16 protein-coding genes and 1 tRNA gene are annotated in these 21,041 nt (G+C 65.2%); 5 read left to right on the forward strand and 12 right to left on the reverse strand.

The features are described 5' to 3' along the window. The first annotated feature begins 65 nt into the window (after positions 1-65). Both clpS and ACWJI3_RS10445 read left to right on the forward strand, forming a co-directional pair. Positions 66-392, forward strand: coding sequence for an ATP-dependent Clp protease adapter ClpS (gene clpS / locus ACWJI3_RS10440; protein ID WP_480203635.1), 327 nt, complete (start codon positions 66-68; stop codon positions 390-392). Further along, on the forward strand, positions 392-1,249 hold the full coding sequence (locus ACWJI3_RS10445; RefSeq protein ID WP_480203636.1) for a CPBP family glutamic-type intramembrane protease: 858 nt from the start codon (positions 392-394) through the stop codon (positions 1,247-1,249). Before clpS ends, ACWJI3_RS10445 begins: the two co-directional genes overlap by 1 nt. A gap of 651 nt (positions 1,250-1,900) precedes the next feature. Here ACWJI3_RS10445 and ACWJI3_RS10450 read toward each other — a convergent pair. The 4 genes from ACWJI3_RS10450 to cofG all read right to left on the reverse strand — a co-directional run bounded on the left by ACWJI3_RS10450 (position 1,901) and on the right by cofG (position 8,348). After that, positions 1,901-3,097: an HlyD family secretion protein gene (locus ACWJI3_RS10450; protein WP_480203637.1), complete on the reverse strand. Its 1,197-nt coding sequence runs from the start codon at positions 3,095-3,097 to the stop codon at positions 1,901-1,903. Between the two features lie 38 nt (positions 3,098-3,135). Next, positions 3,136-5,283, reverse strand: a complete 2,148-nt coding sequence (locus ACWJI3_RS10455) for a peptidase domain-containing ABC transporter (protein WP_480203638.1) — start codon at positions 5,281-5,283, stop codon at positions 3,136-3,138. A gap of 399 nt (positions 5,284-5,682) precedes the next feature. Then, complete coding sequence (locus ACWJI3_RS10460) at positions 5,683-7,239, reverse strand: photosystem II high light acclimation radical SAM protein (RefSeq protein WP_480203770.1); 1,557 nt, start codon at positions 7,237-7,239, stop codon at positions 5,683-5,685. Between the two features lie 98 nt (positions 7,240-7,337). Further along, complete coding sequence (gene cofG, locus ACWJI3_RS10465) at positions 7,338-8,348, reverse strand: 7,8-didemethyl-8-hydroxy-5-deazariboflavin synthase subunit CofG (RefSeq protein WP_480203771.1); 1,011 nt, start codon at positions 8,346-8,348, stop codon at positions 7,338-7,340. Between the two features lie 218 nt (positions 8,349-8,566). Here cofG and psbA point away from each other — a divergent pair, with 218 nt between their 5' ends. Beyond that, positions 8,567-9,646 carry a photosystem II q(b) protein gene (gene psbA / locus ACWJI3_RS10470; RefSeq protein WP_255140374.1) on the forward strand — a complete coding sequence of 360 codons (1,080 nt, stop codon included), beginning with the start codon at positions 8,567-8,569 and terminating at the stop codon, positions 9,644-9,646. Between the two features lie 308 nt (positions 9,647-9,954). Here the strand turns inward: psbA and ACWJI3_RS10475 are convergent, their stop codons facing one another. Together ACWJI3_RS10475 and ACWJI3_RS10480 are read right to left on the reverse strand one after the other, a co-directional pair. Then, on the reverse strand, positions 9,955-11,346 hold the full coding sequence (locus ACWJI3_RS10475; protein ID WP_480203639.1) for an APC family permease: 1,392 nt from the start codon (positions 11,344-11,346) through the stop codon (positions 9,955-9,957). Further along, the gene (locus ACWJI3_RS10480; RefSeq protein ID WP_480203640.1) at positions 11,343-12,242 is read right to left on the reverse strand and encodes a methyltransferase domain-containing protein; all 900 of its coding nucleotides are present in this window, start codon (positions 12,240-12,242) and stop codon (positions 11,343-11,345) included. The genes ACWJI3_RS10475 and ACWJI3_RS10480 overlap by 4 nt, the downstream gene beginning before the upstream one ends. A gap of 525 nt (positions 12,243-12,767) precedes the next feature. On the opposite strand from ACWJI3_RS10480, the gene aroC reads away from it, so the two are divergent. After that, positions 12,768-13,856, forward strand: a complete 1,089-nt coding sequence (aroC, locus tag ACWJI3_RS10485) for a chorismate synthase (RefSeq protein WP_255100677.1) — start codon at positions 12,768-12,770, stop codon at positions 13,854-13,856. A 118-nt stretch (positions 13,857-13,974) separates the two neighbouring features. Here aroC and ACWJI3_RS10490 read toward each other — a convergent pair whose 3' ends face one another. The 6 genes from ACWJI3_RS10490 to isiD all read right to left on the reverse strand — a co-directional run bounded on the left by ACWJI3_RS10490 (position 13,975) and on the right by isiD (position 20,405). Continuing rightward, a complete protein-coding gene (locus ACWJI3_RS10490; protein ID WP_480203641.1) occupies positions 13,975-14,655 on the reverse strand; it encodes a bifunctional 4-hydroxy-2-oxoglutarate aldolase/2-dehydro-3-deoxy-phosphogluconate aldolase in 681 nt (226 codons plus the stop codon). Between the two features lie 73 nt (positions 14,656-14,728). After that, complete coding sequence (ftsH3, locus tag ACWJI3_RS10495; RefSeq protein ID WP_094514883.1) at positions 14,729-16,573, reverse strand: ATP-dependent zinc metalloprotease FtsH3; 1,845 nt, start codon at positions 16,571-16,573, stop codon at positions 14,729-14,731. Between the two features lie 55 nt (positions 16,574-16,628). Beyond that, positions 16,629-17,816, reverse strand: a complete 1,188-nt coding sequence (gene sat / locus ACWJI3_RS10500; RefSeq protein ID WP_094514887.1) for a sulfate adenylyltransferase — start codon at positions 17,814-17,816, stop codon at positions 16,629-16,631. A 178-nt stretch (positions 17,817-17,994) separates the two neighbouring features. After that, positions 17,995-18,813 (reverse strand): photosystem II manganese-stabilizing polypeptide, encoded by an 819-nt coding sequence (gene psbO / locus ACWJI3_RS10505; RefSeq protein WP_480203642.1) that lies wholly within the window; start codon positions 18,811-18,813, stop codon positions 17,995-17,997. Positions 18,814-18,925: 112 nt separating this feature from the next. Beyond that, a complete protein-coding gene (gene coaBC / locus ACWJI3_RS10510; protein ID WP_480203643.1) occupies positions 18,926-20,218 on the reverse strand; it encodes a bifunctional phosphopantothenoylcysteine decarboxylase/phosphopantothenate--cysteine ligase CoaBC in 1,293 nt (430 codons plus the stop codon). After that, complete coding sequence (isiD, locus tag ACWJI3_RS10515; RefSeq protein ID WP_198948334.1) at positions 20,208-20,405, reverse strand: protein IsiD; 198 nt, start codon at positions 20,403-20,405, stop codon at positions 20,208-20,210. The genes coaBC and isiD overlap by 11 nt, the downstream gene beginning before the upstream one ends. A gap of 204 nt (positions 20,406-20,609) precedes the next feature. On the opposite strand from isiD, the gene ACWJI3_RS10520 reads away from it, so the two are divergent. Next, positions 20,610-20,682 (forward strand) — tRNA-Ala (locus ACWJI3_RS10520). Positions 20,683-21,041: the final 359 nt, after the last annotated feature.

A 21,041-nucleotide genomic window follows, 5' to 3' on the forward strand; every position in this document is an offset into this window, starting at 1 on the left:
ACCTCACGTTTCTGGCTGCGCGCCGCTCGTCACCCCGTCCCCTTGCCGTTGTTCCTCCTTTGGCGATGATCCTTCCTCAGGCGGTTGAAACCCCCGGCCGATCACCCGGGGGTGCGGCGGTGATCGACAAGGAGGTGCAGCGGGTGCGCAAGCCCTCGCCGCGCTACCGGGTGCTGCTGCACAACGACCCTGTCAACTCGATGGAGTACGTGGTGTCCACCCTGCGGCAGGTGGTGCCCTCCCTGAGCGAGCAGGACGCCATCGCCGTGATGCTGGAAGCCCACAACACCGGCGTGGGGCTGGTGATCGTCTGCGATCTGGAGCCGGCGGAGTTCTACAGCGAAACCCTCAAGGGCAAGGGTCTCACCAGCACGATCGAACCGGAGGCGTAGTGGAGCCCCTGGCTCCCGCGCCGCTGACCACACCGGAACAGCAGAGCCGCCGGCCCCATGGCCTCGGCACCCTGCTGTACGTTCCTGTGCTCTACGGCGTGGGCTGGCTGACGGCGCGGCCGCTGCAATGGTTGGCGCCGGGCCTGCGGCCTGATCAGATCGACCTGGCCGGGCTGGTGGTGGCCCTGCTGCTCCTGCTGTTCAGCCTGCCCTGGCGCCTACGCCGCAGCTGGGGAGCCACCCATCCCTGGCGGCGGCTTGGAGTGGTGGCGACACCGCTGATGGCGGTGCGGGCGTTCTTGGGCGGACTGGCCAAGGCCGCCCTGCTGCTGGCACTGGTAGCCGCTGTGCTGCTGGCCAGCGGACAGGCTGCGTGGCAGCTGGATCTGAAGGCCGGCGAGCTGCTCAACGCCCTGGCCCTGCTGCTGGGGGTGGGCTTCGCCGAGGAATTGCTGTTCCGCGGCTGGCTCTGGGGTGAGCTGTCCCTGCAGCTGAGCCGCCGCCGCGCCCTGCTGCTGCAGGCTGCGCTGTTCGCCCTGGTGCATCCCTGGTACCGGGCCGGCAACCCGGGAGCCATCGGACTGCTGGGCGGGCTGATCCTGCTGGGGCTGGCTCTGGCCCTGCAGCGACGCAGTGACGGGGGCGTGCTGTGGGGAGCGATCGGCCTGCATGGCGGCCTGGTGGGCGGCTGGTTCGTGCTCCAGACCGGGCTGCTGCAACTGGCGCCTGAGGCGCCGGCCTGGCTGGTGGGACCCGGGGGGGAGGTGCCCAATCCAATCGGAGGCCTGATCGGCTGGCTGGGGCTGGGGGCACTGCTGGCCTGGAGCTCCCTTACAGAGAGACGCGAACCGGGTTGATGGAGTGGTGGATACCCGTTCCAGGATCACAACCGATCGCTGATGTCCAGGATGAATCAATACCTCCAACCAAGCGAACCGCAGCGCAAGGATGGTCAGTCATCCAGCAATCATTCGCAAAGACATGTCCTTGAGCGCCCCTGTGAACAGTGGGACCATGACTGACGACTGCTGCAGAAATGGAGAATGGTCGCCAGAAAGCTTCTGTAGCCTTGATGGCTTTCCAGCAGGACATTGCCACTCCGTTGAAGCAGCCGCCCGATCGATTCATCACGATTCCGTTCTTTTTTGTCCGGTTGACTCGCACTCCCCACCTCCATCCTCAGTGATTTCCTCCCTGCTGTCCGATGCACAGAGCGTCGGGGTCTGACAAGGTTTCGATGCCGCTTCACTGGCCGATAGGAGGACGGGACTTCGGATAAAGATCCCGCCAAGACCTCCCAAGGGATTGACAATCAGATCCCTCCAAGACATGCCAGAGGCCCGTCCCCGGGTTGGCGATCAGCCGCCCCTGCGTTGCCGACGTGAGGACAGAGACCGCCCTTGAGGTATCTGAGACCCCGCCCGGCGGGGATGATTTTGTGCGGAGTTTCAAGCTCAGCTGAACATCATCAAAGCCTGGAGATTCGGAATTCATCGCAAGATCGATCGTCAGGTGGGCAAAACGAATCTCCCCTTGCGCAGAACGAAGCGCAGCACCGTTTCCATTCTCGTGGTGATGTCCGCGGTGAAGTTCATTCCCAGACGCACGTCACAGCGCCTTGAGCCGGATCGCATCACCGTGGTGTGCGGCACCACGGTGACTTCGTATCCCGACGAGGACCCTGCTGCTGATGGCGCTGGGGATTGAGGCGGTGCCTGCGCAGCCGCCGGCCTGATCACGTCTGGAGAAACAGACCGCACCGTTCCCCGCAGGGTGCCGAAATCGGGGAAAGGACAACCAGCAAGGCGAAGATCCACCCGCTGCCCTGGCTTCACGTTGTCGATATCTTCGGAGGCCACGGTCATCTTCGCCACCAGCCCCCTGCCGCTGGGGGCGATGCGAGCCAGCTCCTGGCCCTGCTGGACCACCTGCTGGGGGTTGAACAGCTGCATGGAGAAGAGCACTCCATCCACAGGCGCACGCACCAGGGTGATGCCCAGATCCCGGCTGACCTGGGCGCGTTCCCCGCTGTTGGCGGCGAACTCCTGGGCGAGCCTGGAGAGCTGGGCATTGTCGCGAAAGCGCACCTCCTCGACGGCGCGTCGGGCCTTGGCCAGGTCGGAGCTGGCCACCTCCAGGTTGGCGGCCTTCTCATCGAGCTGGAGCGGTGCGATCGCTCCGCTGTTCCTCAGCAGCTGGAAGCGGTTGAACTCCGACTGGGCCAGCTGGAGGGCGGCCTGGGCCTTCTCCACCTGCAGCTCAGCACCCTGCACCGCCGCCCTGTTCTGGCTGCGCAGGGCCTCCAGTTCCCGTTCGAGGGCGCTGCGGCTGGAGGCCAGTTGCTCCCGCCTTCCCTCCAGGTCGGCGGGATCCAGCACCGCAATCACCTGGCCCCGACGCACGGTCTGATTGGCCCGGGCGTCGACGCTGCGCACCCGGCCGCTCAAAGGGGCATGGATGACACTGGTTTCTCCAGTGGGGCGAATCTGGCCGCTTCCACGCACCACCACCCGGTAGGGCCAGACCGCCATCAGGCCGACCGCGCTGACGAAGCTTCCCAGCATCACCAGACCGAGAAGCCTCACCCACGGCCGCACCGAAGGTAGAAACTCCTCGCTGGTGCTGGGCCGGATCACCAGACCGGCATCGACCTGCCGCGCTGCGAGTCTCTCAGGCTTTCGGGACTCCGCCGACACCGTCAGCATGGACCGAGCCGAGGGCGGATCAACAGGAGATGGATCGCTCATGCGGGCAGGAGATAGGGGGTGAGTGGTTCCACATCGCGCAGGTCCTGGGGCCGTCCCTGAAACTTCACCTTGCCGCGCTCCAGGTACACGATCCAGTCGCAGCGGAGGATCACGCTGGGTCGGTGGCTAACCATCACGGTGGTGAGACCCTGCCGCAGCGGCAGAAGCCGATCCAACAGACGGCGCTCCAAGCCGGGATCAAGAGCCGCTGTGGATTCATCCAGGATCAGCACCGGCGGCCTGGCCACCAGCGCCCGGGCGATCGCCAGACGCTGCCGCTGGCCGCCGGAGAGGTTGGCACCGAACTCACCCAGCACTGTCTGATAGCCGTCGGGGAGCTCGCGGATGAACTCATCGGCCAGGGCCAGATCACAGGCAGCCACCACCTGATCGAAGCCGGCATCGGGATAGGTGAAGCGAAAGTTCTCCAGGATGGTTCGGTTGAAGAACTGCGGATCCTGTGGGATGAGCGCCACCTGCTGCCGGAGGCACTCGAGCGAGATGTCCTTGAGCCCGTAGGGTCCGTAGTGAATCGTGCCGGTCTGGGGCGGATAAAGACCCGCCATCAGCTTCACCAGGGTGCTTTTGCCGCAACCTGATTCGCCGATCAATGCCGTCATGAAGCCGCCGGGGATCGTGATATCGAAATCCTTGAGCAGCTCCATGCGCCCGGCATGGTGAAAGCCGAGATCCTGGCAGCGGATCTCACAACCCAGTGGAAGCGCCACCCAGGGCTTCGTTGCGGCCTTGGGATCCTCCACCGTGCCATTGAGCACCTCCGAGAGGCGATGGAACACCACCTGAGCAGTGATGAAGTCGCCGGCGAAGGCCACAAGCGAATCCAGGAACTCCAGCACGTTGAACCCCATGCCGTTGAAGGCCAGCAGCTGGCCAATGCTCAGCCGGCCGGCGATGACAAAAGTGCTTCCATACCAGAGCAGCGCCAGAGTGGTGACGTTGGAGAGAAGCTCGGTGGTGCTGGAGCCAAACAACTTCAGCTGCAGCGTCTTCCAGCGCAGATGAGACAGGGTTCCGAAATTGCTCTGGTATTCATCCCAGACCTGCGGGGTAGCTTCGGTGGTTTTGAGAACCTGGGCCCCGCGGAAAGCCTCGACCAGGAACCCCTGATTCTCGGCGGACTGCACGATGAGACGGCGGGTCTTCTGCCGCAGCGCAGGCAGGAAGAGCAGATTGGCACTCACCACCAGCAGGAATGCGAGCAAGGCAACGACCGTGAGGGCAGGGCTGTAGGCCAACATCACCGCGAGCGACACCAGGGCGACGAAGAGCTGGCTGGGGAGGCCGAGCACCACATCGCCGATCAGACCATTGATGCGGTTGACATCGCTGATTCGGCTCACAACTTCGCCGCTGCGGTGGCTGTCGAAATAGGTCATCGGCAACCTCAGCAGCTGATGGCCGTACTCGAGCAGCATCCCGAGTTGCAGGCGCTGGGCGAAATGGCCCACGAGATGGCCCTGCAGCAGGGAGATCAGGTTGCGGAAGACGAACAGCAACAGCATTCCCAGCCCAAGGCTGGTGAGCAACTGGCTGTCCCGCCTCACCAGCACGTCGTCGGTGAGGAACTGCATCAGCAGCGGCATCGCCAGAGCGAGTAGACCGATCACCGCATTAATCGCCAGGGCCTGCACTAGCAGGCCCCGATAGGGCAGCACCAACCTCAGGAACCGCAGGAAGGGGGCCCGTTGAGCCTCCTCCTGTTGGCTCAGACGTTGGAGATCGGGCTCGAGCAGCAGCATCACGCCGTTGCTCCAGCCCTCCAGAAACTCCCGCTCGGACAACCAGCGCAGCCCAACAGCCGGATCGGCGATCAGGTAGCTCTGCCTGCGCTTAACGTGGAGGACCACCCAGTGATTGCCCTTCCAGTGGCAGATCGCTGGCAGGGGAACGGTGTCGAGATGCCGAAGCAAGTCGGACTCGGCACGCACCGCTCGGGCCTGAAAGCCGATGGCGTCGGCCCCTCGGCGCAGCCCCAACAGAGTGGAACCGAGGGAGCCGGTGCCGACCAGCTCACGCACACGCGCGAGAGAAAGATTCCTGCCGTACTGGCGAGCCACGGTCGCGACACAGGCAGCGCCGCAATCCTCCTCGGAATACTGCTCGACGAAAGCGTAGCGGGGCATTGAATGGAGAACGCATCAGGAAAGTAGGGGACTAGACGTTCAAGTGACACTGAAACTGTGGCGGTTCGCAAACCGAATCAACGGCGCGCCGCGACATAGAGCCTCACACTAAGGAAGATTTTGTAGGCCTTTTCAAGCGGCCGGCTGTCGAAAGGGATGGGGCAGCCAGCTGGATCTTCCTCAACCAGGAAGACCCAGCGAGAGCGAACCCATTCCCCAGCAGATTCAACAAGCCCTTTCGGCGCGCTGACTTAGCACCCTGGTATAAAACCTGTGCAACAGAATGGGCCGAGGATGCGGAACAAAGTCATGGACGACTTGGAGCCTGAAGACCATGCAGTGAACGAGAGTCAAGAGTCCGGCCGTCTGCCGCCACCCCGCTGAACGCTCCAGAAATCATCACCCGACAGCCGTAGCAAGGGCCCGGCGCCCTTCCACCGGCGCATGCAGCGACTCCTCCAACGGGGCCGTGCCGTAATCGCGCTCGAGCAGATCCATCACGGTGCGGCCGAAATCAGCGGGGTTCGTCTCGAAGGCTTCCAGACAGATCCGGCCGAAGGTGCTGCCGAGTGGCTCGGGATTCCAGAGCAGTTTCCTGGCCGTCCAGGGCATCATGCTCATCGGGTTGTAACCGGGCTGCAGAATGTTCTGATCAAAGGCGTATTGCTCCAGGTGCGTGTGGGGCTGCAGGCCGATGAAGAAGATCGCCGGCTCCACCTGCTGCACGCCGAAGATCCGCTCCAGCTCCCGGTGATAGGCCACGGTCTGGCGGATCGTTTCCGGCCGTTCATCAATCACGTTGAAGGAGTAATTAACGGACACCGTTTCGCGGAAGCCGGCGCGCACCAACAGGCGGCAATTCTCCAGCACGGTGCGAAGGTTGTAGCCCATGCGCATCTTGCGCACCAGCTCCTGGCTGCCGGAGGTAATGCCGATCTCGAAGTAACTCATGCCCGTAGCTACCATCAACTCAGCCAGTTCAGCGTCCAGGTTGTCGGCGCGGATATAGGCCGCCCAGCGGATATCGCTGAGCCCCTCCGCCTGAATCGCCCGCAGCAGCTCCTTGGCATCCTCGATATAACGACGCGCAGGAATGAACTGGGCATCGGTGAACCAGAAGCCGCGCACGCCGCGGTCGTAGAGCTGACGCATCTCCGCCACCACCTCAGCCACAGGGTTCACCCGCACCTGCTTTCCTTCCACCACCGTGTACACGCAGTAGCAGCAGTTATGCGGACAGCCTCGCTTGGTCTGCACGCCCACATAGAAATCACCCGCATCGAGATACCAATCGAGCTGGGGCCAGATCGAAGCGATGTAGTTGTAATCGCAGGCTGTTTTGATCAGACCGGCGGGCTGCTCGTGAATCAGGCCAGGCCGGGGCTCTTCGCCCACCACAAAACAGCGTTCACCATCCAGTGAGACTCCTTCAATCAGCTTCTCCAGCAGTGGCTCGCCTTCGCCCACCGACACCACCGTGCCCTTGGGCAGGCGACGGCCCAGCTGCTCGTAGAACACGCTCACCGCACCACCGCCGAGCACGACGCGGGCGCTGGAGTGATAGCGACGGGAGCGGGCCAGGCCCTTGCGCACTAGGCGCAGATTGCGCCACAGCTCTCCATAGAACGCCCCCATCAGACGCAGCCCCCCGATGGCACCGCGCAGGCGTTTCAGCGGGTCGCGCGCATAGAACACCTCGAAGGAGTTCTGCAGGGGGTTGCCGCCCCGGCCATCCACCGGCGCATAAATCTGAATATCGCGCCAGGAGAACACCAGCAGGGTGGGACGGAAGGCGTCGATCGTGGCCAGCAGCACCCGCTCCACATCCAGCACCGGCAGGGCCGCCAGATCAAGCAGGCGTTGGGGGAGCTGCGGGAAGCGCTTGTGCAGATGATCGGCCAGATACACCGGACCGACGGGAAAGATCGGATTGCAGGGCAAGCGGATCAGCAGCACCCGCTCGCCATTGGGGCCTTCGGCGTGATCGGCCGGCCGGCCCGGCGAAGGTTCCGGTGAAGGTTCGATGGTGGTGGCGTGCGGCACGTCCAGCCGGTTCAGGCGAAGTCGGACGCTAACAATCTCACTTCAAGATCAGTGGCCCGGCGGCGCAGGGCAGGCGGCAGCCAGGCGATCCAGGCGGGCTGCACGCACAGCCGCGGGCGCAGCTGCCAGCCGGCGGCCGCCAGCCGGGCAGAGAGCTGGGCCGGGCTGGGTTGGGGGTAGGCGGGATTGATCACATCGTGAACATCGATGCCGCCCAGGTCGTTGATGCCGGCAGCGATCGCGTCCGCCAGGCCATCGAGCGGCCACAGGTTGGCGGGCAATTGGAGGTTCACCTCAGGCGGCAGCAGCCGGCGCGCCAGCCGGATCGTGTCGAGCACCGCCGCCTGCTCCGCAGCATCCAGCGGGCGGGCCTGCGCGCCATCGGGACGCCAGGGCTGAAGAATCACTTCCTGGAGATGGCCCCAGCGGCGCTGCAGCCTCGCCAGCAACTCCAGCGCACGGCGGCGATCCGCCGACGTTTCGCCCACGCCCAGCAGCAGACCGGTGGTGAACGGAATGCCCAGCCGGCCGGCCTGCACGAGCTGGCCGATGCGCCGCTCCAGCCGCTTGCTGGGGGCGGCCCGGTGGAGACGGTCGTAGGCGGGGCCCAGCCCTTCGAGCATCAGCCCGAGCGAGGGGTTCAGCCGCCCCAAGGCCGCCATTTCCCGCGGCGAGAGCGGGCCGGCATTGGTGTGAGGCAGGCGCCCCATGGCGAGCGCCTCCCTGCTCAGCGCCAGCAGCCGGGCGAACCAGGCGGCCCGCTGCGGAGAAGCGGGGGCGGTTTCTCCGGAGAGCAGCAGCACTTCGCTGGCCTGAGGCCGTCGGGCGAGCTGCTCGCGGGCTTCAGCTGTGGTGAGCAGTGGCGCATTGCCGGGGGGGCGGCGAAAGCTGCAGTAGGTGCAGGCGTTGAAGCAGGCGTGGGTGGGCACCAGGGTGACGCTGGGGCTCCAACGCACGACGGGGTCGCGGCTGCGGCGGATCGCCGCGTGGCTTCGCCTTCTGTACTGCCGTTGCAGCTGCATGCTCATCTCTGCCGGTGCAGCTGCCTGTTCATCCGCCTGTGTGAACGCTCTTGCGCCGCCACTGCTGAAAACGAAGCCAAACCTTAAGCGCCCCACACATCCCGCAATGTGCTGTTACATTGCGTCAGGCGAAAGGCTCCGGCCTGCGGAGGGGACGTTCCCCCCGACGCTTTCGCCTTACTTAACCGACCCCTTCGGGGGCCACACCCAACGCTCTCATGACCACCACTCTTCAGCAGCGCCAAGGCGCGTCTGCATGGAGCCAGTTCTGCGAGTGGGTCACCTCCACCAACAACCGCCTCTATGTGGGCTGGTTCGGTGTGCTGATGATCCCCACCCTGCTGGCCGCCACGATCTGCTTCATCGTGGCCTTCATCGCTGCCCCCCCTGTCGACATCGACGGCATCCGTGAGCCGGTCGCCGGTTCGCTGATGTACGGCAACAACATCATCTCCGGCGCCGTTGTTCCTTCCAGCAACGCCATCGGCCTGCACTTCTACCCGATCTGGGAAGCCGCCAGCCTCGATGAGTGGCTGTACAACGGCGGTCCTTACCAGCTGGTGGTGTTCCACTTCCTGATCGGCATCTTCTGCTACATGGGCCGCGAGTGGGAACTCTCCTACCGCCTCGGCATGCGCCCCTGGATCTGCGTCGCTTACAGCGCTCCTGTGGCCGCTGCTTCCGCCGTGTTCCTGATCTACCCCTTCGGTCAGGGTTCCTTCTCTGACGGCATGCCCCTCGGCATCTCCGGCACCTTCAACTTCATGCTGGTGTTCCAGGCGGAGCACAACATTCTGATGCACCCCTTCCACATGCTGGGTGTGGCTGGTGTGTTCGGCGGCTCCCTGTTCTCGGCCATGCACGGTTCGCTCGTCACCAGCTCGCTGGTGCGTGAGACGACCGAAAGCGAGAGCCAGAACTACGGCTACAAGTTCGGCCAAGAAGAAGAGACCTACAACATCGTGGCTGCTCACGGCTACTTCGGTCGCCTGATCTTCCAGTACGCCTCCTTCAACAACAGCCGCAGCCTGCACTTCTTCCTGGCCGCCTGGCCGGTGGTTGGCATCTGGTTCACCGCCCTGGGCGTGAGCACGATGGCCTTCAACCTCAACGGGTTCAACTTCAACCAGTCGATCCTCGACGGCCAAGGCCGCGTGGTGAACACCTGGGCGGATGTGCTGAACCGTGCAGGCCTGGGCATGGAAGTGATGCACGAGCGCAATGCGCACAACTTCCCGCTCGACCTGGCATCTGCCGAAGCCACCCCTGTGGCCCTGACCGCTCCGGCGATCGGCTGATCCCCTACGTTCTTCAACAGGTTTTCATTGAAGACAGGTTGAGGAACACCGATCGATCAGCAGCCCCCGCAGATTGCGGGGGCTTTTTTTTGGCAGGAAGCAGTCAGAGGTGGATGGGGTTAGGCGCAGGTCTGCGGGGTGGGTATGGGTGTGGGTGTGGGCAAACAGGGTGCGTGTGATGAAGAACGGCTTAGGGCCAGGGGTGGTGGCTGCCGCCTGTGAGCACACGGCGCACGCATAACGGCATCGGCTCAGACTGGCGGGAAGCGCGTGAACAGCCTTCCGTGCAGATCCCGGGCAAGAACGTTCTAAAGAAGGCGGAGCTTTCGCTGCCGCAGGCAGAGGCCTACCAGAGCAACAACGCCAGAGAGCAAGACAAACAGAGAGAGGAAAGCCGATTCATTGGCAGCGGCATGCTGGAAGCTTGAAAACGCTAGATAAACACATGCCACAGCGAAAAGAAGCGGACACAAGGGGAAGAGTGGCGTCTGGAAAGTGTTAACGCTTGGCGCACCGGAGCGGCGGCGCAGGATGATCAGGGACAGTGCAATCAGGGTGAGAAAAGCCCAGAAGAGGGGTGCGGTGTATTCCACGATCGCCGTGAAGCCATCGGGTTGAACGGCGGCGATCGCAATCAACGCGCTGCTGAAAAGGCTCTGAACCAGAAAACTCCGGGTGGGGGTGCTTCGTACCCTCTGCCATCCGCCGAGGAAGCCAAGGGCCTGCCAGTCTTGGCCAAGGGCATGGTTGGCCCGGGCACCCATCACCATCGTTGCGTTGATGCTGGTGAGGGCGGCCGCCCCGATCAGCAGGATCACAGCCAGCTCTGCCCAGCGGCCAAGGGACTGGCCCAGAACATCCACGGCGGCAGCAGAGCTTTGGGCAAGCCCGGAGATCCCCAGCGCGGAAAGCAACGACAGGTTGAACACCAGATAGATCGCGGTGATCAACACCAGGCTCAGCACCAGCACGTTCGTGACCGCGCGAGGCCCACCTCTCACCTCTGAAGAGATGGTGGCGGCCTCATTCCAACCACCGAAGGTAAGCAGCACGAACACCAGGGCTGTGCCCAGGCTGGCCGGACGGGGACTGCTCTGAAAGGCCTCGGTGGAGATAGACGCGAGGTGACCATTGTTGGCAAAACCGGCAATGCTGATGATCAGCAAACCAACCAGGATCACCAGCACCAGTGGTTTCTGGATGCCGGTGGCCACGCGCAGCCCCAGCAGATTCGAGGCCGTGAGCACGAGTACGACAACCAGCGCCCCCAACCCTTCAGATCGGAGGCCCAGGGGCAGCAGACGGCTGAAGGCGTCGCTGAACACAAAAGCAAGCAGAGCAATCGAGCCAGGATTGATCACCGTGGCCTTGGTCCAGGCATACAGGAACGACAACCTGCGGCCATAAGCCAGGGTGAGGAAGTGATACTCACCGCCGATGTGGGGGTAAGCGGAACTGAGTTCGGCATAACAAAGGGCGCCGGTGAAGCTCACCACAGCCCCCACAACCCAGGCAGTGATCAACCAGCCGGGATCCTGGGTGAACTGCGCCACCAGGCTGGGGGTCTTGAAGATCCCGGCTCCGATCACCAGGCCAACGATCAGGCAAACAGCTTCCCATTGGTGGACCACCCTGGCTGGATTGGTCTGGGCTGATGAGGAGGACGTCATGGACTCTGCCTGCGCGCACAATTGGCTCATGGCCGACTCCGCAGCCCTTGGCTGATTCGGCCACCTGACAGCTGCACGTCCACCCCCTGATCGCTCAGGGTTCCGGCAAGGATTCCAGCCCGGACCGTTCCCTTGAACGTGCCGCGGGGTTGGTCACCATTGGCTGATCTGGTGCCGTAGGTGAAGCTGATCGCTTCGCCCCGCATCCGTCCGGAGAGAATGCTGAGGCTCTCACCATTGAGCAGCAGGCGGCCGCCCAGCAGCTGGAAGGACTGCTGGATGTCAAGCTCCGCTGCCGGCTTCGCACCCTGTGCGCCCAGCTGCCAACGGCCCTGCACCGAGGCCGGAACCACCCAGAAATAGCCTCTGCCCCCTTCCAGCTCAATGGTGGCATCAGCCGGCCAGGTGCCCATATCGAAGGAATTGGATACAACCCGGGTGCCCGGACGCATCGCCAGGATGGTGGGCTTCAGCTTCACGTTAAGTTGTGGCAGGAGATAAAGCGTGAGCACCGTGGCTTCGCTGAAATCCTCTTTGAAGATGTCTCCCCTGATGAACGTCACCTTGTCGTTCACTGCGGCCCGAGCGGCATGACGTTTGGCAAGCGCAACCAGATCTGGGTTGTACTCAATGCCAACAGCTTTAATCCCATAGCGTTGAGCCGCGCCGATTACAATCTTGCCGTCTCCTGAGCCAAGGTCGTAAAGAATGTCACCGTCCTGGATGTTCGCGATGTCCAACATGGCCTGCATCAGGGCATCCGGCGTTGGCACCCAGATCACGTCCTTCCCTTCCTGACCCACGCTTGGCTGGTACAGCACATCGCCTGGCGTGGCTTGGGAGCCATCGGCCCTTGCAGCGACCGGTGGCAGCAGCCAGACCAACAACACTGAGGCGACCAAGGCCAGGCCATTGATCCTCACCATCGAACGGCTTGTTCTTCGAGCCGACCTAAATAGCTCGACTGGATGACCGCCGCAGTGGGACAAAGGGGGCATCACCTCAATGGATCATCTCGCCACCATCTTGGTGGCCTTCGCTTCAGAGTTGATGTGTTCCACAGCACTCGAGATGTCCATTCTGATCCAACGGAGAATCCACTCTCTTGCGTGCAATAGCGGAGTGGAATGCCCAAGAATGGGCCGAAAGCTTCCCCTTTCGCCTGCGACCTTCTCCATCCAAATGACGGAGCATTCACTGCCTTGGCGCTGAGAACAATGACCCTTCACCGATCTTGAGTGCATGCAGGTTGCAGGGCATCGATCCAACCGCCAGCGGCCCCGCAGGCCGCGGGAACGGTGTGGCGCAGACCTCAGGCGCGGGCCATCGGGGCGGGGATGAGAAGCGAGGGGAGCAGCACCAGGCAAGCGACGCCGGCCTGAGACAGCAGTGAGGTGATAGCTGAGGCGCAGCAGCTCGAATCAGTAGGCTCCAGCCAGTGCAATGGCGCCATGGGCAGCAGCTTCGGCCAGCTCTTTCGTATCAGCACCTTCGGCGAATCGCACGGCGGCGGCGTGGGGGTGATCGTGGATGGCTGCCCGCCGCGGCTGCCGCTGGATCTGGCAGCGATTCAGGCCGAGCTCGACCGGCGCAGGCCTGGGCAGAGCCGCATCACCACCCCCCGCAAGGAAGCCGATCAGGTGGAGGTGCTCAGCGGGCTGCTCGATGGGGTCACCCTCGGCACCCCGATCGCCATGGTGGTGCGCAATCAGGACCAGCGTCCCGGCGACTACAAGGACATGGAGGTGGCCTTTCGCCCCTCCCACGCTGATGCCACATACCAGGCCAAGTACGGGATCCAGGCCCGCAGCGGCGGTGGCCGCGCCTCGGCGCGGGAAACGATCGGCCGGGTGGCCGCCGGTGCGATCGCCAAGCAGTTGCTGGCCCGCGCCCACGGCACCGAGGTGATGGCCTGGGTGCGGCGCATCCACACGATCGAGGCGCAGATCGATCCAGCGCTGGTCACCCTGGCGGCTGTGGAGGCCAACATCGTGCGCTGCCCCGACCCTGAAACGGCGGAGCGAATGATCGAACGGATCGAGACGATCGGCCGCGAGGGCGATTCCTGCGGTGGGGTGATCGAGTGCGTGGTGCGGCGGCCGCCGCCAGGGCTGGGCATGCCGGTGTTCGACAAGCTGGAGGCGGATCTGGCCAAGGCGGTGATGTCACTGCCAGCCACCAAGGGCTTTGAGATCGGCTCCGGCTTCGCCGGAACCCTGCTGCGAGGCAGTGAGCACAACGATGCCTTCCTGCCCACCGCGGATGGCAGCCTGCACACCGCCACCAACAATTCCGGTGGCATCCAGGGCGGCATCAGCAACGGCGAGGAGATCTGCCTGCGGGTGGGCTTCAAGCCCACCGCCACGATCCGCAAGGCCCAGCAGACGGTCACGCTGGCCGGGGAGGCCACCACGCTCGCAGCCAAAGGACGCCACGATCCCTGCGTCCTGCCGCGCGCGGTGCCGATGGTGGAAGCAATGGTGGCTCTGGTGCTGGCCGATCACCTGCTGCGTCAACAGGGGCAATGCAGTCTCTGGTGATCACGCTGATGCCGGGGCCGGCGGCAGGAGGGCGGCCGCCCGCTGGGAAGCAGGCAGGCTCCCGCAGCTCGTGGTGGGCACAGCTTTCCGCTGAGGCTGCCACGCACACAAGGTTGGCTCAGGCCTGAGAGAAGGGCAGCCATGGCCCGTTGTTTGCAGGACTGTCCGGATCATCTGCGTTCTTGGCTGAGGCGGCTGCTGAAGCCAGCTTGAGGGCCTGCAGCAGCAGCGCCAGCTGAGGGTCCAGGGCAGCCTCGGGGCCGGCAGTGAAGAGGGCGGAGCCCATGGTGACCGCCTGCACCCCCGCCGCCAACCAGACGGGCACATCGGCGGGGCGCAGGCCGCCGGCGGCGATGCAGAAGGGCAGCGGAGCCAGGGGACCGGCCAGCAGGCGCCAATAGCCCGGGCCGAGCGCCGCCGCCGGAAACAACTTGACCAGGCCGCAGCCCAGGCGCCGGGCAAGGTTGACCTCCGTGGGGGACATCACCCCTGGCACGAGCAGCAGATCGAGCCGTGCCGCCTCGGCCAGCAGCTCGGGGCACAGCAGCGGCGACATCGCATAGGACAGACCAGCCGCACGCACATCGGCGAGGGCAGTGGCCGTGGTGATCGACGCTGCCCCCAACAGCAGGCCGGGAAACTGGCGTTGCAACGCCTGGCACTGCTCCACCCAGCCGGACTGGGGCGACCAGGCCACCTCCACATGCCGCACGCCCGCTGAGGCCAGCTGCTGCACTTGCCAGTGGAGTGCGGCGGCCTCAGTGCAGCGCACCACGGTGAGCAGGGGCTGCTCCCGCAAAGAAGCAATGAGCCCGCCAGTGGCGGGCCCCCAATCTGCAGCCCCAGAGAGGGGCTGCAGGGCACCGGCAGGCTCAGACGTACTCGGCGACCCGCACATCGCTGCGGATCAGCAGCTCCTGCAGCTCCTCGGCATCCACGGTTTCCTTTTCCACCAGGATGTCGGCGAGTTCATCGAGCACCGAACGGTTGTCGGTGAGCACGCCCTTGGCACGGCGGTAGGCCTCTTCCACCAGTTGCCCCACCTCCTCATCGATGGCGGCGGCGGTGTCTTCGGAGAAGTCGCGCTCGGCGGCGATGTCACGGCCGAGGAACATGCCGCCCTGGGAGCGACCGAGGGCCACAGGGCCGAGCCGATCGGACATGCCGAAGCGGGTAACCATCTGGCGGGCGACACGGGCCACCTGCTGGAGGTCGTTGGAGGCACCGGTGGTGACTTCGTCTTCGCCGTAGACGATCTCTTCAGCGACACGGCCACCCAGGGCCACAGCCATCTGGTTCTGCAGGTAGGCGCGGGAATAGAGGCCCGATTCCATCCGCTCTTCACTGGGGGTGAAGAAGGTGAGGCCGCCGGCCTGGCCACGGGGAATGATGCTGATCTTCTGCACCGGGTCGTAGTCGGGCATCAGGGCGCCCACGAGGGCATGGCCCGCTTCGTGATAGGCCACGAGGCGTTTGCGCTTCTCGCTCATCACCCGGTCTTTCTTCTCGGGGCCGGCCATCACGCGCTCGATCGCGTCGTTGACCTCATCCATCGACACTTCGGTGAGCTGACGGCGGGCCGCCAGGATCGCCGCTTCGTTGAGCAGGTTGGCCAGGTCGGCGCCGGTGAAACCGGGGGTGCGGCGGGCGACGCGGTCGAGGTCGACGTCCTTGGCGAGGGTCTTGCCGCGGGCGTGGACACCGAGGATCTGCAGCCGGCCCGCGTAGTCGGGGCGATCGACCACCACCTGGCGATCGAAGCGACCCGGCCGCATCAGCGCTGAGTCGAGCACATCGGGGCGGTTGGTGGCAGCCACGATGATGATGCCGGTGTTGCCCTCGAAGCCGTCCATTTCGGTTAGCAGCTGGTTGAGGGTCTGCTCGCGCTCGTCGTTGCCACCGCCGAGACCGGCGCCGCGCTGACGGCCCACCGCGTCGATCTCATCGATGAACACGATGCAGGGGGCATTCTTCTTGGCCTGCTCAAACAGGTCGCGCACGCGGCTGGCGCCCACGCCCACGAACATCTCCACGAACTCCGAACCGGAGATCGAGAAGAAGGGCACGCCGGCCTCACCGGCCACCGCCTTGGCGAGCAGGGTCTTGCCGGTGCCGGGAGGGCCCACCAGCAGCACGCCTTTGGGGATCTTGGCGCCGACGGCCGTGAAGCGATCGGGGTTCTTGAGGAAGTCGACCACCTCGGTGAGCTCGAGCTTGGCGCCCTCGATGCCGGCCACATCACCGAAGGTGACCTGGGTCTGCGGTTCCATCTGCACCCGGGCCTTGCTCTTGCCGAAGCTCATGGCCGGGTTGCCACCACCGCCCTGGGCGCGGCGCAGCAGGAAGAAGAGGCCGCCGAGCAGGAGCAGGGGGAACAGCAGGCTGCCGATCGCCTGTTGCCAGGCCGCCGGTTCGCGGCTGGGCTGCACGGCGATGTCGACGTTGTTGTCGGTCAGCAGCTTCAGGAGGTCCTTGTCAGGGGCGAGGTTGACCACCGCGCGGCCGCCATCGTTTTCGACGATCTGTGCGGTGCCCCGGTCGGGGGAGATGAGCACACGCGACACCTGCTTGCCTTGCACCGCTTCAACGAAGTCGCTGTAGCGGAGGGTGCGGGGGGCGTTGGCCGGGTTGGGCCGGTCGAGGAAGGCCGTTCCCACGGCGATCACCACGACGGCAAGGAGCACATAGAGCCCCGCATTGCGCCAGCGCTTTTTCACCCTGTGTGCTCCTGATGAGATGGAAGTAACGGAATGTTAATGGGGCGGCAGGCCGTCAGACGGCGCGCAGGACCTCCACCACGCTACGGAAGGCAAACCATTCCGGGATCTCCTCGCCGCTGCGCAGCATCTGACGGAACTGGGTGCCGCTGAGTTTCTTCACATGCAGCCCGCGGGCCTCGGCGTGCTCGGCGGTCACGTAGCCCTCCTCCTCGGTGTACACGAGGTTGAGCGACGGCACCGTTTCCATGCCCAGCTCGGTGGCCTGGTCGCGGGCGAAATCCTGCGCCTGGTAGGGGCCGTAGAAGTCGTCGCCCGTGAGGGACGATTTGCAGCCGGCCATGTCGCGACCGATGATGAAGTGGCTGCAGCCGTAGTTCTTGCGGATGATCATGTGCTGCAGGGCCTCACGCGGGCCGGCCATGTGCATGGCGTAGGGCAGATAGGCCCAGCGGATGCGGGGGTTGTCCACCTCGGCGGCCAGCCGCTCATACGACTGAAAGCGCACCTCGCCGGCGATGTCGTCTTCCTGGGTGGGGCCGCAGGTGGGATGCACCAGCACCACGGCATTGGCGCTCACGTTGGCGGCGTGCAAGGCACGGGTGAACAGCTCATAGTGGGCCCGGTGGATCGGGTTTCGGCACTGAAAGGCCACCACGTCTTCGCTGGCGGGCAACTGGCTGCGCACTTCGGCCGGCGTCTGGCAGGGAAAGACCCGGCGGGGCAGCTCCAGGCCCTGCAGCATGCCGCCGAGGTAGAAGCGCCCGCGCTCGCCGCAGATCATGCGCACCGCCGGGTGCTCGATCGAAGTGGTGCCGTAGCAACCGGCCGCCTCACGCACCTTGTCGGGCTCCCAGCGGCTCTCGACCGTGAGCACCGCCAGGTCCTGACCGCGGTAGGTGAGCAGCAGGCGATCGCCCGGGGCGATGGTGTCATCGTCGGTGTCCATCACCACCGGCAGGCCGAACAGCAGGCCCGAGGTGGTGCGGTGCCCGCTCACCACAGCGTGGTAATCCTCTTCGTGCATAAAGCCGCGCAGGGGCGAGAAGCCGCCCACCATCAGCAGTTCCACGTCGCAGGCGTTGCGATCGGAGCACTCCAGCACCCGATCCACACCGGCCTTCACCGCCGCCACCTGCTCGGGCGGCACGCGCAGATCAACGAGCGTGCCGCCGTGGGGCGCGATCCCATGAACCATGGGTTGGCCGTCAGCGGAAGTGGTTGAGGTCACGGGCAGCGACATCAGGGAATGGAGAGATTCTTTCAGAGCACCCTTGCCTGGGTGGTGAACAGGGGAGCCCGGCCCGATGGGCTCAGCGGTGGGGCGTCTGGAACGCCCGCGCCGATGGGAAGGGACGAAAAAGCCCTTCCGGAGACTGCTCCGGAAGGGCTTGGCGAAATGCGGAAGGCCCGGGCCTGGCTCAGGCCTCTTCGAGGCGTCCGAACAGCTGTCCGGTGACCTTCACGTCGACAGCCTGCTTGCCGCCCATGTCGGTGTCGGAGGGCTGGATCGCCGTGAACACCCCGGCGAATTCACCGGTGGCGCTGTCAACCTTGGTGATCGAGAGGCTCATGGAGCCGCGACCATCGATGTACTGCTTGGTGTTCTCCTTGGCCAGGGCTTCGTCGTCACCGGCCGGCACCAGGCCCATAGCGCTGCTGTAGCCGGTGGTGAGTCCACGGCCCTTGGGATCGAGGAAGTTGCTGGTGCGGTAGCTGGGGGTGCGGTAGGTGCCTTCGAAATCGGTGCTGGTGCTGATCGCGGCCCCGTTGGAGGTGGCCAGAAGCTCCTTGCTGGAGAAGGTGAACGGCACTTCCTCACCACCAGGCATCAGCACGGTGATCGGCTGGAAGTCGATGCCGCCGAGCTCCTTGAAGGTGAGGGAGTCACCGGAGACCTTCAGGTCGCCATACACCTGATCCAGGCTGGAGGTGTAGCGGGTGAGGATCTTGCCGGCCACGAACTGGGCTTCCTGCCGCTTGTTGGCGGGTTCACCCTTGACGAACACCTCGCTGGGGTGGAGGCAGATGTCGCGAAGCTGATAGCGGGCGCCGGAATCGAGGGGAATCGTGCCGCGCGCAGAATCGGGAAGGGTGGGGCAGTCGTTGGCCTTGCCCGTGTTGACGATGTCTTCGTAAGTGACGTTGGAGCGATCAACAGCTTTGGCACCGCCGCCGCAGGCGGTGACCATGGTGAGGCAGAGCGCCAGCACGAGTGCGAGCAGGGGTCGGAAACGCATGGGGAGAAGCCGCGCGGGCAGGGTGAAACCTTGTTAAGGCGTGCGTCGCGGCGATCCTACAGAGGAGAAACCCGGGCTCCTGCAGCGCAGTTGCGCCTCTCAACAACATGACTCACAGCAGCCTGGCCGGTGCCGGTGGGGCAGGCTCGGAGGCCGGCGGGAGCAAGGCGCCGAGCGCATCAAGCAGCTGGTGGGCCACGGCCAGTTTCCCCATCGAAGCCAGCGGGCGCTCGTCGGAGCCCGGCCCCAGCAGCCAGCCCTGGTTGGTGGCGGCGGCGAATCCGGCACCGGGCTGATCAATCGGATTGGCGAACAGGAGATCACAGCCCTTGCGCTGGAACTTGGCCCGGGCCTGGGGAAGCACATCGCCGGAATGGGCCGCGAAGCCGAGGATCCGCTGGCCGGACCGGCGCTGGCTCACCAGTTGCTGCAGCAGGTCGGGCACCTCCTGCCAGCCCGCCTGCAGGGACAGCGCCAGCTCCTCCTTGCCCAGCTTGGTGGGCAAGGGCGCTGCCCTGCGGTGGTCGGCCACCGCCGCCGTCATGGCGATCGCATCGGCTTCGGGCTGGAGGGCGAGCAGCCGCTGCTGCAGCTCAGCGGCGGTGACCACCGGGTGAAGCTGCAGCCCCTCCAGCCAGGCGGCCTCCACGCTGAGCGGACCATGCACCAGATCCACCTGCGCCCCCCGCAGGCGGGCGGCCTGAGCCAGCAGCACCCCCATCCGCCCCGTGCTGGGGTTGGTGAGGCAGCGGGCCGGATCGAGGAATTCGCGGGTGGGACCGGCGCTCACCAACAGCCGACGGCCGCGCCAGTCACGGCTGGCGCCATGCAGGCGGAGGGATTCGAGCGCCAGTTCCAGCAGGGCCGGCTCGGCCATCCGTCCATCGCCCTGCCGGTCGCAGGCGAGCAAGCCAGGCTCAGGGCCCAGCGGCAGCACCCCGGCAAAGCTCTGGAGGTCGTGCCAGTTGCGGCGCACCCCAGGGCTGCTCCACATGGCGGTGTTCATGGCGGCGGCGGCGAGCACCGGCGCCTCGGCGGCCAGCAAGGTGCTCGCCAGCAGGGTGTCACCGAGGCCATGCACCCACCGGGCCAGGCTGCTGGCACTCAACGGTGCCACCACCACCAGATCGGCCCATTCGGCCAGTTCGATGTGCAGCGGCCGCGCCGCCTGGTGGCTCCATTGGTCGGCCTCCAGCAGGCAACTGCGGCGGCTGAGGCTGGCCAGCGCCACCGGGCTCACCAGCCGGGTGGCGCTGGGGGTGAGCACGCAGCGCGTCTCGGCGCCCCGCTTGGCGAGGGCACTCACCAGGCCCGGCAGCTTGACGGCGGCGATGCTGCCACTGATGCCCACCAGGATCCGGCACCCCGCCAGGGGATCAGGACGACTGTCGCCCTCATTCCTCATCGAACGGTTCCTGATCCACCAGATGGACGTAGGGGCGGGCCAGCTCCGGGCGGTGAATCGCCAGCGCCCGCATCAGGTGCCAGTCCTGCAGGCCAGCGAAGGGGGTGGGGTAATCGTCTTCATCGAGGCGGCGGGCCAGCTCGGCGATCGCGGCTTCATCAAAGGCCTCAAGCCGCTCGGGGGTGATCGCTGGGCCACCGCTTCCCTGCGGCTGGCCGGCGGCCTCGGACGTGGACGGAGCGATGGGGTCGGCCAAGGCAATGGAGACAGATGTCCGGTTTCATTCCATCGCATCAACGGCCTGGCGGCTGCTCGCTGCCTCAACGGCCCTGCCAGCGAACGCCCAGCCGCCCCGGCAGACACCCAGGCGGCAGTGATAGCTTTTCGCCACGGGGAATTAGCTCAGCTGGTAGAGCGCTGCGATCGCACCGCAGAGGTCAGGGGTTCGAGTCCCCTATTCTCCATCGGCTTCTCAGACTTTCAGGCACTCGGTTCAAAGGGGCTCCGCCCCCTGCGGAGATAGTCGTAGACGTAAGACAGCTTTGCTGCAGCAGCCCGTCAGCCCTCTCCTCCCGTTCTGCCAGAGCCAGGAAGCCACTGAGGCCGCCATCGATGAGAGCCAGGCCATGCCGGCGAATGCAAAGCGGAGAGCCGGCACCCCTAAGCCATGAGGTGATGAGCCGTTGGTGACCGGACGGTTCGTTTCATTGGCTCTGTGAGCTGGCGGTGGGACAAGCAGGATCACAGCGCCCGAGGCAGGCACGCCTGGCTGACGGGAGCGAATCGACCAACGGGAGCAGCTCAGCCAAGAGCGGAAAGGCTG

The organism is Marcopretia estuarina LEGE 06307 (genome assembly GCF_056633115.1).